This window comes from uncultured Tateyamaria sp. (genome assembly GCF_947504105.1).
Classification (GTDB): Bacteria; Pseudomonadota; Alphaproteobacteria; order Rhodobacterales; family Rhodobacteraceae; genus Tateyamaria.
On record NZ_CANNGP010000021.1, the window covers coordinates 34,429 to 48,950 of the forward strand.

The window sequence follows — 14,522 nt, forward strand, 5'->3', positions numbered from 1 at the left end:
ACAAACGGGCAGGTTTGCCACAATTCGATTCGCCGCTCAGGCGGACTTGCGCAACTCCAGCGCAGCCTTGCGCTTGGAGATAAACATCGCGCGCCGTTCACCACGAGCCCAAGGCATCTGTGGTGCGTCCTGCTTGGCGGCGTCGGTCACGGATTTGATGAAGCGTGCGTTTGTCATGATTTGTCCTCTGCTCAATGTTCTGGGTCTGTTGCCCGTTGAGAAACAGAATGGCTGCGCAATTGGGCAGGTTTTGGGCCAGTGCACACAATTTTTGGAAAAATTTGCAGGCGCATCAGCGCAATTGTGGCGTGGTCGGATCGCCTGTGTTTGTTGACAGCTTTACGCCCGATTGGTCCCAATCCGGAAACAATGGGACCGTGAGGTGGCACGGCCCGCCCGAATTGTGCCCCAATCAAAGAACGATGGTCGAAATCAGACGCCCGTAGTCCGGATCCTTTTGATGCACCGATCGCCGATAGGAATAGAACCGGTCGGGATCGAAGTAGGTGCAATGCCGTGTCCACTCGGCCGACGCGATGCCTGTGGCCCGCAAGCGCATCAGCCCGTATCCCGGCAGGTCGAAATGCATCCGATCACCGTCGCCACCAGCAAAAAAGCGGGTGTTTTCCGGATCCTCATCCAGGAAGATGTCAAAGAACTCTGGTCCCACCTCGTAGGCGCGTTGGCTGATCGTGGGGCCAATAACCGCGTGTATGCGTTCGCGTGCGGCGCCCAGGTCCACCATGGCGTTGACCGTCGCCTCCATGATACCTGTCTGTGCGCCTTTCCAGCCCGCATGAGCGGCCCCGATCACCTTGGCGTCTGCATCTGCAAACAGCACGGGCTGGCAGTCGGCGGTCAGTACCGACAGGGCAAGGCCGGGGGTTGCCGTGACCAGCCCATCCGCCTTGGGTTTCGGATCGGGCGCTGTCGTGACATGCACCGCGTCACTGGAATGGACCTGATGCACGCTGGCAAGCTTTTCTGCGTTGACGCCAATGGCCTCTGCCACCCGGCTGCGGTTGATCGCCACGATCTCTGTCTGGTCCGAGCTGCCCGTTCCGCAATTGAGACCGGCAAAGATGCCCGAGGACGCGCCCCCCTTGCGGGTGAAAAAACCATGCCGGATCGGTGCCAGGCTGTCGGCAGTCAGAATTTCCAGAGTCATCGTTCCAGTCCGGGCGGTGGTGCAGCAGTGGTTGGGAAAAGTCCCAGAACCTTGAACAGGTTTCCCATTTCATCGGGATGCGTCAACCGTCGATGTGCCGCAATGTGAGCATCCAGTGCGGAACCGTCCAGTTTTGCGGCCAATGCTTGCGCGCGCGCCGTGATGCCCAGCCGTTCTAGGAACACGCCCTGGGGCGTGACCCTAGAAAAGACGGCAGGCGTGGCGGCCTGCGTCAACGTCTCGAAATCCACATGTGCCGTCAGATCTGCTTGCCCGGGCTGGGCTAACGGATCGGCGGACGCATGGTTTTGCACTGCTTGCAACGTTTCGCCAAGTGACCGCCAGTCGCCATAGTCGATGATCAACGCGGCCCCGCCATGCGCTTCGATCCGAGTGCCGATGGCCGAAATGATCGGTGCGGCGGATGGGCAGATCTCGACAAGTTGGCCGTCCTCGGTGTCCTCCAGCCGATGGGCCAGCATGGCCTGCGGCCCGGCGGGCGAGAGGCCAAAGGACAGAACGTCGTTGCTCAGGCCGACGCACCGTTCACGCCAGCCCGCGCCGTCGCGCTGGAACTGTCGCACCGGCAGAGCGTCAAAAAATTCGTTTGCGATCAGCCAGAGCGGCACGTCGGGCAAATGATCGGCCCCGTCAACGTAGGCGATGTCAAACCCTTCAAGGGTGCGGCGCTGCACATTCCGCAACGCTGGCGACACCTCGATCAGGGTGATCCGTGCGGCCGCGTGAAACCCCGGCACCCGCGCCGTGGCGCGCAGGATATCAGCCATCAACGTGCCACGTCCCGGCCCCAACTCGGCCAGGGTAAAAGGCGCGGGCGCCCCCTGGTCCAGCCAGCTTTGGGCCAGCGACAGGCCGACAAGCTCTCCAAACATCTGGCTGATCTCGGGCGCGGTGGTGAAATCACCTGCAGCCCCCAGCGGATTACGGGTGGTGTAGTAGCCATGCACCGGATGCAGCAACGCCTCGGCCATGTAGTCCGCAACGGTGATCGGCCCATGCGTCGCAACGCGCGCGATCAGTCCGTCCTTCAGGCTCATGCCGGTGCTGCAACCCGCCGGCGGGCGCGGGTGATCAGCCACAGGCCCAGAAGGATCATCGGCAGGGACAGAATCTGGCCCATAGTCAGACCATAGCCACCCATGTGCCAGGCAAGGCCCAACGGATTGCCGTCAGAAATGAACTGCGCATCGGGCTGGCGTACAAATTCAACAAGGAACCGGCTGACGCCGTAGCCTGCCAGGAACACGCCCGTCAGCAGGCCGGGTTTCTTGAACCCGTCCCGTCGCCACGCCATCCACAACAGGACAACCAGCAGGACAAACCCTTCCAAGAATGCCTCGTAGAGCTGCGACGGATGCCGCGCACAGGCCCCCACGATGTCAGGACAGTACTGCGCCGCCTGACCGGGAAAGACCACACCCCAGGGCAACTCGGTCGGTCGCCCCCACAGCTCGGCATTGATGAAATTCGCCATCCGACCCAAGAGCAGACCGGGTGGCGTGCCAATCGCGACCGCATCGGCGGTGGTCAGCAGGGGCAGCCTGTGGCGGCGGGTATACAGCCAGAAGGCCAGGATCACGCCCAACATACCGCCATGAAAGGACATCCCGCCCTCCCAGATCGCGATAATGGACAGGGGATCGCTCAGATAGGTGCCGGGTTGATAGAAGAGCACGTAACCAATCCGCCCACCCAACAGGACACCCAGAATGATCCACGTCAGCATGTCCTCGGTCTGGCTGGGGCTCAGGGGTGGTGTCTGGTTCGGCCACAGGCGCGGGGCCTTCAGCGCCATCACCACCAGCCGCCAGCCGATGATGATGCCCACGATATAGGCCAAGGCATACCAGCGCAGGGCCAGTTCCATGCCGAAAAGCGAGATCGAGAAGATCTCGGGCGAAATGTCGGGGAAGGGGAGTGCGCCTGTCATCTGCGTCTCAATGCCTCTGCTTGGGGGGCAGGTCAACCTTGCCTCGCCCCGCGTGTGTGCCCATATAGGCATCAGGTTTCAAAGGATCACGACATCATGCAGGCACGCGGCAAGATTTTCGACGACATCTCGCAATTGATGACCAATGCGATGGGCGTGGCCCAGGGCGCGAAGGACGAGGCCGAGACGGCGATGAAATCCATGATGGACCGCTGGCTGGCGGATCGTGATTTCGTCACCCGCGAAGAGTTCGACGCGGTGCGTGCGATGGCACAGAAGGCGCGGGAAGAGAACGAAGCGCTGAAGGCCCGGATCGAGGCGCTTGAAGGGAAATAGGCGCGACCACCGTCCGAACAGGAAGCCCGGTCCACGCCGGGCTTTTTTTGTTGGTGCGGCGTTGGCTGTCTGAGAACAGAGGGTTGCCTCAGACAGAGATCGGAATCCCAAACAGCTGGGCGATCCCTTCGATATTGATGATAACCGCAATAAATAGCAGCACGATGATCATCCAGACGCGGAAAGGGATGCCCAAGAACTGTTTCGATTTGACCTGAACGGTCTGTCCACCAAAGCTGTCTTCGACCAGTTCGACATCGTGACCGGCCGTGCGCATGATGTCTTCGATATTGGCTTCCGTCGGTTGTGGAAGATCTTGGACAGGATGCGTCCAAAACTCGCTGCGCTCGTTTTTGCTGAACAGCTTCTTTTCCAATCGCACCAGGGCGTCAGCGGCGGCTTTGTTCGGTGGGAAAATGAAAATTGCCCATTCTTCATCTATTCCGGGCCGTGACAGCATTTGATGGCGTTTGTCTCCCAAAGGACGCTGTACAAGCTGTGCGACGAACTCGTAGTCTGACCATGATCGCATCGGTGCAAAACTCTGGTCTATCTCCACTCGCTTTGCGTCGTCGCCATCGGCAACCCATTGGGATCGCAGGGTCGCCGACACATGCACCGGAACGATGTTTGCGAAACCCTGCTCCGCAAGCGTCCAGTCTTCGACGGCGACAACATCGTCCGCAAAGCAGCTGACAAGGTGTTGGACCAGCCCTTGGTAGTAGCCTTTGCCGCCTTCCGCACCGGCCTTATTCATATTGAAATGGGTACAGCACTTCCGATCAAGTGCCAGCAAACCTGCGAAGTAGTAACTGCGCATGTCTTCGAACAGGTCGTCGATGGCTTCAAATTCTTCACCATAAAGGATGTCGGCCCTATAGGCCTTCATCACACCCTCAATTGTGTCGAATGTTGAAGCAGCAAACCAACCATGCGGTCGCAGCTCATCCACGCATTCTTGAAAAAACTGCTGGACCTTGGTCATGGCTCCCTCTGCCAGTCACAGAGCGGAAGGCAAGCGCGCTGGCACTGCTGGCTCTACCCCGGTTTGCAACAGGCCCTCGCCTGCCGTTTGATCGTAGGTGAGGTGCAGAAGGGTGCAAAGTGCCGGACACTCCCGCCTGCCACAAAGTGGCGAAAGCCCGCCTTCCTGGTCAACGGGATACATGCCCAGCGGGTGCGGCGCGTACGATGGCTGTTTCGGTGACTGGTTCTTCGCCCCCTCGATCTTGCCTATCAAACCGACCTCTCCCCAACTTATTGCGGTTATCCCCAAATAAAGGGTTGCCAGATGGCTGCACCCTCGTCACCATATCTTGTAGAGGCACGGGGGATCGCCCCGGTTTCTAGAGCAGGCACCTAGCGCTTGGGGCGCTGCCAGCCCCACGCGCTACAGCGAATAAGAGGTGGCACCATGGCACTTTCCGAGCAGTTCCTGGAAGACGACATTCATCCCATCGACATCGTCGAGCATCTGGCCGAACACCACGAGTGGGATTTCGACCGCATCGCAGACGACCAGATCGCTATGGCCGTCGAAGGTCAGTGGCGCACTTATTCCATCACGCTCGCATGGTCCGGCTATGACGAAACGCTCCGCATGGTCTGCACGTTCGAAATGGAGCCACCAGAGGAAAAGCTTGGCGGCCTTTACGAGCTTCTGAACCATGTGAATGACCAGTGCTGGGCGGGCTCCTTCACCTACTGGGAAGAGCAGAAGCTGATGGTCTATCGCTACGGTCTTGTGCTGTCCGGCGGCCAGATGGCCAGCGCGGAACAGATCGATACCATGATCGGCGCCGCCGTCATGAGTGCCGAGCGCTACTACCCCGCGCTGCAGCTTCTGGTTTGGGGCGACCGGACACCCAAGGATGCGATGCAGGTCGCCATTGCGGAGGCCTATGGCCGCGCGTAACCTGCGCCCCTGAACGAACGGGGGTTTTCAATGCAAGACAGTCGAATTGCAGCCCGGGGCCTCGTGCTTCTGGGCTGCGGTAAAATGGGATCGGCGATGCTCGCCGGATGGCTCGAACGGGGCCTGCTCGCTACATCGGTCTGGGTGCAAGACCCAGCTCCGTCGCCATGGGTGCAATCAACCGGCGTCCATGTGAACACCGATTTGCCCCCCCATCCCGCCGTCATTCTGGTCGCTGTGAAACCACAAATGATGGGCAACGCCTTACCCGGCATCGCGGCCTTTGGAGGCAGTGACACCGTGTTTGTTTCGGTTGCCGCCGGTACGCCTTTGTCGGCATTCGAGGACGCGTTCGGCACCGCTACCCCCATCGTCCGTGCCATGCCAAATACTCCCGCCGCGGTCGGCCGTGGGATCACCGCGATCTGTGCGAACAGGGCCGGGCTGGACGCCTTGGACGAAGCCGAAATGCTGCTCTCCGCCGTGGGGGACGTGGTGCGTCTGGACGGCGAAGACCAGATGGATGCTGTCACCGGCGTCAGCGGGTCTGGCCCGGCCTATGTCTTTCATCTTATTGAAACTTTGGCCGCCGGTGGTGTGGCGCAAGGGCTGCCAGAGGATTTGGCAATGCAACTGGCAAAGGCGACCGTTGCGGGCGCCGGGCATCTGGCGATGGAAGCGGACGAGGCCCCCTCCCAATTGCGTGTTAACGTCACCAGCCCCAACGGGACAACACAGGCAGCGCTGGAAGTGTTGATGGACGAAAAGTCTGGCTTTCCCAGCCTGTTGCCCCGCGCAGTTGAAGCTGCAACCAAACGATCCAGGGAGTTGGCCCGTGGCTGAGATTTCGTTCGATGATTTTCAGAAAGTTGATATTCGAGTGGGGCGCGTGGTGCGGGCCGAACCGTTCCCCGAGGCGCGCAAGCCCGCCATCAAGATGTGGGTCGATTTCGGCGGTGATCTGGGTGAGCGCAAGACCTCGGCCCAAGTGACGGTGCACTACGATCCCGACGTGCTGGTGGGCCGCCAGGTGATGGCGGTCGTGAACTTCCCGCCCCGCCAGATCGGGCCCTTCATGTCCGAGGTTCTGGTGCTGGGCTTTCCTGATGACAAGGGTGATATCGTGCTGGCGACGCCGGACAAGGATGTGCCGGTCGGTGGACGGATGCATTGATGCGTCTGTGGATCACACGGCCCTTGCCCGACACGGTTATCGAGGCGGCACGCGCGCTGTGCGAGGTTGAGGTGCGCAGCGAGACGTTGCCGTTGACGCCCCCTGAGTTGCGGCGGGCGTTGACCGAATTTGACGTGGTACTGCCGACGTTGGGAGACGTGTTCTCGGCGGATGTGTTTGCTGATGTGGACGCGCCGCGCTGTCGGCTGCTTGCGAATTTTGGTGTGGGCTACAATCATATCGACGTGGGTGCAGCGCAGGCCACAGGGATCACAGTCACAAATACGCCCGGGGCTGTTACGGACGCAACCGCGGATATCGGTATGCTGCTGATCCTGATGTCGGCCCGCCGCGCAGCAGAGGGGGAGCGTTTGGTGCGGACAGGAGCGTGGCCGGGCTGGCATCCAACGCAGATGCTGGGCCTGCACTTGACGGGCAAACGAGTGGGCATCGTCGGAATGGGGCGGATAGGCCAAGCCATCGCGCGACGGTGTCATTTCGGGTTTGACATGCAGGTGTCATACTTCAACCGGTCAGAGAAAGATCTGGGTTTCCCGGCGGAACGGGTCGCCGACCTGGACGATCTGGCCGCTTCTGTCGATGTGCTGGTTGTTGCGGTCCCCGGGGGGGCAGAGACCAGACATCTAATCGATGCACACGTGTTGAGGGCGATGCCGGATCATGCCCATCTGATCAACATTGCACGAGGGGATGTTGTGGAAGAGGCGGCGTTGGTCGCGGCACTTGAAGCCGGGTCCATCGGCGGCGCGGGACTGGATGTGTACGAGCGTGAACCGGCGGTGCCGGACGCATTGCGTGCGTTGGATAACGTCACGTTGCTACCGCATCTGGGAACTGCCGCGCTTGAAGTGCGGGAGGCGATGGGACTGATCGCGGTGGAGAATATCGCAGCGTTTCTGGACGGAAAACCACTGCCAAACGCGGTCTGAGGCAATCTGTCCCCGCGGGGACAGGGTGTCCGGTGCGTTTGGCTGGAATTCACCTTGTTCGATTCCTGCTTGTAAATCAGCGAGTTGTCCACCGTGCGGTTGAGATAGCAGATGTTAACCACGTAAGAGGCATACTGCTGACCGGCAGCGGCAGGCAGGTCGCGTGCCATCCATTCCGGTGAACAAGTTCCTCTTTCGATGATGCGTGGAATTGGGCAGCGGTGGTGTTGAGTGGTCCGCCCAGCCAACCAGGTCACACTCGTTTTTCGCGGTGTTCTAAAGGCGGTTCTTCAGCCGTTCTTGCGGCGTTTGCCAGCTTGGAGGTCACCAACACCTGAAAGTCGGACTACAAGGCCGGGGCGTGGTCGCCTTGGTTGCTCTTGCCCGAGCTTTCCAAGTGGCCCCGATACTGCATGCATGTCGAGCATTCATGCGTGAACACCTTATGTGCCAGCACGGTAATCCGATAAGAGCGACGTCAGTATCGAAATCCTTGTCCCAACCCATGGGCCACCTCTTTTCAAAGTTGAATACATCTAGACATTTCATGCCGTACGGTCAGTATTTGTGGCTGAAACATCCTGCGGCGTGACAGAGGAGGAGTGCGGCGCAAGGTTGGCGAGATGCCCGATCAGCCAGCTGCGGTGGAAAACCGCGCGGCAGGCAATACCTTCGCCCCGAGGACGAGCAGAACCGTTTTGGAGGAAACGATGTCTGCAGCAGATCACATCAAGGAAATTGAAGCCGCTCTTTCGGAATACCCGGTTGAACGCGACGACTTCATCGTCGCATCGTGGCGCAGATGTATCGAACAGCATGGGCTGGACCCGACCAAACCTTCGCCAGCTTATATTCTTCCGGAACAACAACTTCGGCATCACCAACAACAGGCCGAAAGGCTGACGTCGATCGCCCGGTCTGGTGTCGAAGACCTGTTTCGCCAAGTGGCGAGCCAGAATTACGTGCTTTTGCTGACCGATGCGCAGGGCGTTACCGTGGACTATTTCGGAGATAGGAAATTCGAAGACGATCTACGCAAGTCGGGCCTGTTCCTGGGGGCCGCCTGGTCAGAGGCGCAATCAGGTACAAACGGTATCGGCGCGTGTCTTGCGACCGGCAACGCCGTCACCGTTCATCAAGAAGACCATTTCGATCTGCACCACGTACCGCTCAGCTGCAGTGCGGCCCCCATCTATGATCTTGATGGTGGTCTGGCGGCGGTGCTGGACGTGTCGCTGTTACGTTCGCCGCAGCCGAAGGCGACGCAAGCGCTGGCTTTGCACATGGTTAAAAGTGCGGCACGCCGGATCGAGCTTGCAAACCTGATGGCCGAGATGCGCACCAATTGGGTTCTGCGATTCTCGGCACGGTCCGAATTTGTCGATGTGGACCCTGACGGCGCACTTGCGGTCGACAGTTCCGGCAGGATCGTCGGCGCAACACATCAGGCGCTTCGGATGCTGTCTGGTGCGTGTGAAGCGCCTGTCGTTGGCCAGCCTGTGAATGCGTTCTTTGACCTCGAGATTGATAATCTCCCGACATTTTCGAGGGGCCGCTCGGCACAGGATCGGTGCTTGTTCATGAAAACGGGGGAAGTCGTTTATGCACATGCAATCGCGCCCCAACCCTTGTCACGCAAGCCCGAGGCGGCGCGATCGGCAAAGCTGCCAGCGGCCTTCGCAGCATTGGAATTCGGGGACCCTAAGATGCAGAAGATCCTTGCGATGGCCGCGCGTTTGGCGCGCAGCGATTTGCCGATCTGGATCACGGGTTCAAGCGGCACGGGCAAGGAACGGCTTGCACGCGCCATCCACAAGGAACGCGATGCACAGACACCCTTTGTGGTCGTTCAGTGTGCCGATTTCCCGGAGTGGGAACTGGAAGGCATTCTGTTCGGCGATCAGCAGGGAAACGAAGGCCTGATCGCGCAGGCGCGAAATGGCGTTTTGTTTCTTGATGCCGTGAACGAACTCCCTGTGACGGTGCAAGCGAGGCTTGCCCGTGCGCTCACGGATGATGGAATTCGACCCGCGGGTGGAGCAAACCCGATTGCCATCAAGACAAAGATCGTATCGGCCAGTACGAGGACTTTGGCTGAGAGCAATTTGCGGACAGATCTGATGTTCCGATTGGGTGGTGCATGCCTTGAATTGCCCGACCTCGGTGATCGCGCTGATTTCAACGGTCTTGTTGACAGGATCATGCGGCTGGTCGGCATTGCGGCACCGCGTGCTTTCACGATCTCCGACGCTGCCCGGTCCAACCTGAACCACCGCAAGTGGTCTGGCAACATCCGGGAATTGAAGAACACGTTACGCGTGTCCATGGCGATGAGTGATGACGGCCATATCGATGTCGAACAGCTTCCCGATCCGGTGATCAAGCCGTTGACCCGTAACGGGGCCGAACGGACTGGGGACCTTGAACGCACCTTGACCGAGTGCGGGTGGAACATTTCCCGGGTTGCGCGTTTGCGCGGCGTGGACAGGTCTACGATACACCGCCAGATCAAGCGGGCGGGTCTGCGCCGGTCGTGATGCAACACCCTGTTGCATTGCAACAGTTTGCGACACTCCCGATCGCGTTTTGTAGCTGCATCGCAGCAAGCAGCGGTCTTTCCGTATGCGGGGGGATCGATTCCGCGAAAACTGTCTCTGACCAGAGAGAGGAGACCCCAACATGCTGGATACAACTCACAATGACCTGGTGGAAGCGACGCTGACCGGTTTCGGAGATGCGTTGGCCCAGGGCAATGTCGATGAGGCTGTGTCGATGTTTCAGGCCGATTGCTACTGGCGTGACCTTGTGTCGTTCACATGGAACATCCGCACGATGGAAGGCCACGATGACATCCGTGACATGCTGACATCGCAGCTGGGCAAGACGAAGCCATCCGGCTGGCAAATTGCCAAAGACGAGGTTGCAACAGAAGAAGGTGGCATCACGACGGCCTGGATCACGTTCGAAACCGAGGTATCCCGCGGCTACGGGCTGATCCGTCTGAAAGACGGGTTGATCTGGACCCTTCTTACTTCAATGACCGAATTGAAGGGGTATGAAGAGCCGCTGGGCTATGAACGTCCTCTTGGCGCCAAGCATGGTGCGGGCAAGGGCCGCAAATCCTGGCGCGAAGAGCGGGATCAGGAAATTGCAGAGCTGGGGCATTCTGTTCAGCCCTACACGGTGATTATCGGGGGTGGGCAGGGCGGTATCGCGCTTGGGGCCCGATTGCGCCAATTGGGTGTGCCCACCATCATCATCGAAAAGAACAAAAGGGCCGGTGACAGCTGGCGCAACCGTTACAAGTCGCTCTGCCTGCATGATCCGGTCTGGTACGACCACCTGCCATACCTGCCGTTCCCGCCAAATTGGCCCGTCTTTTCGCCCAAGGACAAGATTGGTGACTGGCTGGAAATGTACACCAAGGTCATGGACCTGAACTACTGGACCCAGACGACGGCCAGATCCGCCAAATTCGATGAGGACGCCAAAGAATGGACCGTTGTCGTAGAACGCGATGGCCAGGACATCACCCTGCGTCCCAAGCAATTGGTCATGGCCACCGGCATGTCCGGCAAGGCCAACGTGCCGCATTTCCCGGGTATGGACGCGTTCAAGGGCGATCAGCACCATTCATCGAAACATCCCGGTCCGGATGCCTACAGGGGCAAGAAGGCTGTAGTCATCGGGTCCAACAACTCGGCCCATGACATCTGTGCCGCTCTTTGGGAAAGCGATGTGGATGTGACCATGGTGCAGCGGTCGACCACGCATATTGTGCGCTCCGAGCCGTTGATGGAGATTGGCCTTGGCGATCTTTATTCTGAACGCGCGGTCGAGGCGGGTGTGACCACCCAGAAGGCCGACATGATCTTTGCCTCACTGCCCTACAAGATCCTGCACGAGTTTCAGATCCCCGTGTATGACAAGATCAAGGAAGTTGACGCCGACTTCTACGCCGGTCTCGAAAAGGCTGGTTTCCGATTGGACTGGGGGGCTGATGGGTCCGGCCTGTTCATGAAGTACCTGCGTCGTGGGTCCGGCTACTACATCGACGTGGGCGCGAGCCAGTTGATCATCGATGGCAAGATCAAGCTGGCCCACGGCCAGGTGACAGAGGTGATAGAGGACAGTGTCGTGTTGGACGATGGCACGAAGCTCGAGGCTGATCTGATCGTCTATGCCACTGGGTATGGCTCTATGAATGGCTGGATCGCGGATCTGGTCGATCAGGACACTGCCGACAAGGTGGGCAAGTGCTGGGGCCTTGGGTCGGACACGCCCAAGGATCCGGGCCCGTGGGAAGGCGAGCAGCGCAACATGTGGAAGCCGACGCAGCAGGAAAACCTGTGGATGCATGGCGGCAACCTGCACCAGTCGCGTCACTATTCGCAGTACCTGTCGTTGCAGATCAAGGCGCGGTACGAGGGGATTGACACGCCTGTCTACAAGCTTCAGGACTCCCATCACCTGGGGCGGTAATATGATCGATCCGGGTGGCTTTGGTGGCCCGGATCCCGTCCAGGGAAACCGAACAATGGCCGCCGCTTTTGTTGTGCTGTGTGCATAATATCATCACCCCGTTGGTCGGTGCCGGCACAGCGGTCAGGACAGCACCTTGGGAGTCGTGAAAACAGACGCTGCCGGGCGACAGTGGGAATCCCGCCCGCGTATGATATCTGATTTCCGCGTGTGATGTTGCAAGCGGGCAGGCGTCGTTCCCGCCATTCGATAGCGGCCTCAGATGTCCCCAACGGCGTCGCGCCAGTGTTTGCGGCAGAGCGAGACATAAGTTTCGTTCCCGCCAATCTGCACCTGGGCACCATCGGTGATCGCATCACCGTCAGCGTCCTGTCGGATCACCATGGTCGCCTTTTTCCCGCAATGGCAGATCGTGCGCACCTCGCGCATCTCGTCTGCGAGGGCCAGCAGTGTTGCAGACCCGGGAAAAAGCTTGCCCTGAAAGTCCACGCGCAGGCCATAGCACATCACTGGCAGCTTCAGGTCGTCCACGGCGCGCGCCAGCTGCCAGACCTGATCTTCGGTCAGGAATTGCGCTTCATCTATGAAGACGCAAGCGACAGGGCCTGCTGCCCGCTGCGTGGTAAGCTTGTCAAAAAGGTTGTCTGTGTTGGTGAATGTGTCCGCTTCGGCCCCTATCCCTATGCGTGACGCGATCCGCGCGGCGCCTGCCCGGTCATCGAAGGACGCTGTAAGAAGATAGGGTTCCATCCCTCGTTCGCGGTAATTGTGCGCGGCTTGTAAAAGCACCGTCGATTTGCCCGCGTTCATGGTTGAATAGTGGAAGTAGAGCTTAGCCATGATCGGCTGCTTAAATCGGCCCACACGTCACGGCAAGGGGGGAGTGCCAGGTGGGTGCAAGGGCCGCGCGCATGATCTTGTCGCCTGCGTTACATGCCCTTGCGCCGCTTCGGCACTGGGTGACGATGGGGTTGGCCCTGGGTGCTTACGCGCCCGATTGGGGATGGTGCCCGCCCCGATACTCACAACCTCCGACGGATCGGCCATTCCTGCTGCCGGTCAGACCGGCCTGTCGCCCCCACGGGACAGAGGATGTGACTGACCCCACCCGGTCCCGACGCTTGGGGGCGCCGGGCACTTGTTACATCCCGAAAACCGTTGGGATGCTTTTAAAAATGACATTTGGTAGCTAGATGATTAATGGGAAAAGACTGGCCAAGTTCCCCGCGTGTGCGGTTGAATAGGTGCCACGCGTAACAGGGGGCAGGCCGATGAGCATTGGCAGTTATCTGAAGAAACATACTGAATCCTTGGTCAAGGATGTCGGGATCGAGGCGGCGTGCGGTCTCACTGGCAAATCCAAGGCGACCCTTGGCCGCTACTATTCCGACAACGCCGAGCACGCGGATCGTTTCATGCCCATTGACGCGGTGATTGCTCTTGAGCAAGCGGCGAGCTACCCGCACGTCACCGGCGCGCTGGCCGAGCTGCAGGGCATTACGCTCAGCCACGATGACCGCCGCCCCAATGACGAACGGTCGGGCGGGGTAAACTCGGACGTGATTGCCCTGAGCCAGCGCTTTGCCATGCTGATGACCGAATACCAGCAATCGATCGAAGATGGCGTGATCACTGTCAACGAAGCCAAGCGGTTGTTGAAAGAAACGACCTTGCTGCAACAGGTCCTGATCGACATGAAACTGCATCTCGAGGATGAAAGTGCCTGAGGATCTTCCGGCCCTTGTGGCCGAAGCGTTGCCGCAGATCGATACAGATGCCTTGCGCGCGCGCGGTGATCCGGGTCACCCCCCGCGCATCCTGCTGCTTTACGGCTCGCTGCGCGATGTCAGCTACTCACGCCGCGCTGCCGAGGAAGCGGCGCGCATCCTGTGCCACCTGGGCTGCGAAACACAGCTATTCGACCCGTCCGGCCTGCCCCTTGTCGATGATGCCGACGGGGATCATCCCAAGGTGGTCGAACTGCGTGAACTGGCGACATGGTCCGAAGGCATGGTCTGGTCCAGCCCCGAGCGCCACGGCGCGATGACCGGCCTGATGAAGACCCAGATCGACTGGCTCCCCTTGTCCATGAAGGGTGGCATTCGCCCCACGCAGGGCAAGACGCTGGCCGTCATGCAGGTCTCTGGCGGGTCGCAAAGCTTCAATGCTGTCAACCAGATGCGCATCTTGGGCCGATGGATGCGCATGGTCACCATTCCCAACCAGTCCAGCATCGCCAAGGCGTGGTTGGAGTTCGAGGACGGGCGTCTGCCCGAAGGGCCGTTTTACCGCCGTGTCGTGGACGTGATGGAAGAGTTGGTGAAATTCACGTGGATGGTGCGCGGGCGCAAAGACTATCTTGTGGACCGCTATTCCGAGCGCTGCGAGAGCGTCGAGGACGTGCACAAGCGGGTGTCTCTGAAGAAGCTGTAGCAGACTGGTGTTAGGTTTGAGCCTTAGCCTGCTTGGGCGCTGTTCGCTGATTGTGATCGTGGATCACTGCCCACCCACCCCAATGCAATCCGAGATAGAAGTACCGGCAAGCG

At 59.7% G+C, this 14,522-nt stretch carries 15 protein-coding genes; 9 read left to right on the top strand and 6 right to left on the bottom strand.

From position 1 onward, the window contains the following. Positions 1–36: 36 nt before the first annotated feature. From Q1A75_RS13590 to lgt, 4 genes are all read right to left on the bottom strand, one after another. A complete protein-coding gene (locus tag Q1A75_RS13590) occupies positions 37–177 on the bottom strand; it encodes a hypothetical protein (protein WP_299556014.1) in 141 nt (46 codons plus the stop codon). Between the two features lie 235 nt (positions 178–412). Then, positions 413–1,168 (bottom strand): peptidoglycan editing factor PgeF, encoded by a 756-nt coding sequence (gene pgeF, locus Q1A75_RS13595; protein ID WP_299556016.1) that lies wholly within the window; start codon positions 1,166–1,168, stop codon positions 413–415. Then, on the bottom strand, positions 1,165–2,226 hold the full coding sequence (locus Q1A75_RS13600; RefSeq protein ID WP_299556018.1) for an SAM-dependent methyltransferase: 1,062 nt from the start codon (positions 2,224–2,226) through the stop codon (positions 1,165–1,167). Before Q1A75_RS13600 ends, pgeF begins: the two co-directional genes overlap by 4 nt. Then, entirely contained in the window at positions 2,223–3,119 is an 897-nt protein-coding gene (gene lgt / locus Q1A75_RS13605) for a prolipoprotein diacylglyceryl transferase (RefSeq protein WP_299556019.1), read from the bottom strand. Before lgt ends, Q1A75_RS13600 begins: the two co-directional genes overlap by 4 nt. A 96-nt stretch (positions 3,120–3,215) precedes the next feature. Here lgt and Q1A75_RS13610 point away from each other — a divergent pair, with 96 nt between their 5' ends. After that, the gene (locus Q1A75_RS13610) at positions 3,216–3,455 is read left to right on the top strand and encodes an accessory factor UbiK family protein (protein ID WP_189369483.1); all 240 of its coding nucleotides are present in this window, start codon (positions 3,216–3,218) and stop codon (positions 3,453–3,455) included. Positions 3,456–3,543: 88 nt separating this feature from the next. Here the strand turns inward: Q1A75_RS13610 and Q1A75_RS13615 are convergent, their stop codons facing one another. Then, entirely contained in the window at positions 3,544–4,440 is an 897-nt protein-coding gene (locus Q1A75_RS13615; RefSeq protein WP_299556020.1) for a hypothetical protein, read from the bottom strand. A 429-nt stretch (positions 4,441–4,869) separates the two neighbouring features. Here Q1A75_RS13615 and Q1A75_RS13620 point away from each other — a divergent pair, with 429 nt between their 5' ends. The 6 genes from Q1A75_RS13620 (at position 4,870) to Q1A75_RS13645 (ending at position 11,976) form a co-directional block, all read left to right on the top strand. Further along, a complete protein-coding gene (locus tag Q1A75_RS13620) occupies positions 4,870–5,370 on the top strand; it encodes a YbjN domain-containing protein (RefSeq protein WP_299556022.1) in 501 nt (166 codons plus the stop codon). A gap of 30 nt (positions 5,371–5,400) precedes the next feature. Further along, complete coding sequence (gene proC / locus Q1A75_RS13625; protein ID WP_299556024.1) at positions 5,401–6,213, top strand: pyrroline-5-carboxylate reductase; 813 nt, start codon at positions 5,401–5,403, stop codon at positions 6,211–6,213. Continuing rightward, positions 6,206–6,544, top strand: a complete 339-nt coding sequence (locus Q1A75_RS13630; protein ID WP_299556026.1) for a tRNA-binding protein — start codon at positions 6,206–6,208, stop codon at positions 6,542–6,544. Before proC ends, Q1A75_RS13630 begins: the two co-directional genes overlap by 8 nt. Further along, positions 6,544–7,494 (top strand): D-glycerate dehydrogenase, encoded by a 951-nt coding sequence (locus Q1A75_RS13635; RefSeq protein ID WP_299556027.1) that lies wholly within the window; start codon positions 6,544–6,546, stop codon positions 7,492–7,494. The genes Q1A75_RS13630 and Q1A75_RS13635 overlap by 1 nt, the downstream gene beginning before the upstream one ends. 710 nt (positions 7,495–8,204) lie before the next feature. Continuing rightward, positions 8,205–10,031, top strand: coding sequence for a sigma-54-dependent Fis family transcriptional regulator (locus Q1A75_RS13640; RefSeq protein WP_299592364.1), 1,827 nt, complete (start codon positions 8,205–8,207; stop codon positions 10,029–10,031). A gap of 142 nt (positions 10,032–10,173) precedes the next feature. Beyond that, on the top strand, positions 10,174–11,976 hold the full coding sequence (locus Q1A75_RS13645) for an NAD(P)/FAD-dependent oxidoreductase (protein WP_299556030.1): 1,803 nt from the start codon (positions 10,174–10,176) through the stop codon (positions 11,974–11,976). A 258-nt stretch (positions 11,977–12,234) separates the two neighbouring features. On the opposite strand, the gene Q1A75_RS13650 is transcribed toward Q1A75_RS13645, so the two are convergent. Next, positions 12,235–12,816 carry a thymidine kinase gene (locus Q1A75_RS13650; RefSeq protein ID WP_299556032.1) on the bottom strand — a complete coding sequence of 194 codons (582 nt, stop codon included), beginning with the start codon at positions 12,814–12,816 and terminating at the stop codon, positions 12,235–12,237. 431 nt (positions 12,817–13,247) lie between these two features. Here Q1A75_RS13650 and Q1A75_RS13655 point away from each other — a divergent pair, with 431 nt between their 5' ends. Then, positions 13,248–13,703 (top strand): hypothetical protein, encoded by a 456-nt coding sequence (locus Q1A75_RS13655; RefSeq protein ID WP_299556034.1) that lies wholly within the window; start codon positions 13,248–13,250, stop codon positions 13,701–13,703. Beyond that, entirely contained in the window at positions 13,690–14,409 is a 720-nt protein-coding gene (gene arsH / locus Q1A75_RS13660; protein WP_299556036.1) for an arsenical resistance protein ArsH, read from the top strand. The genes Q1A75_RS13655 and arsH overlap by 14 nt, the downstream gene beginning before the upstream one ends. The last annotated feature ends 113 nt before the right edge of the window (positions 14,410–14,522 follow it).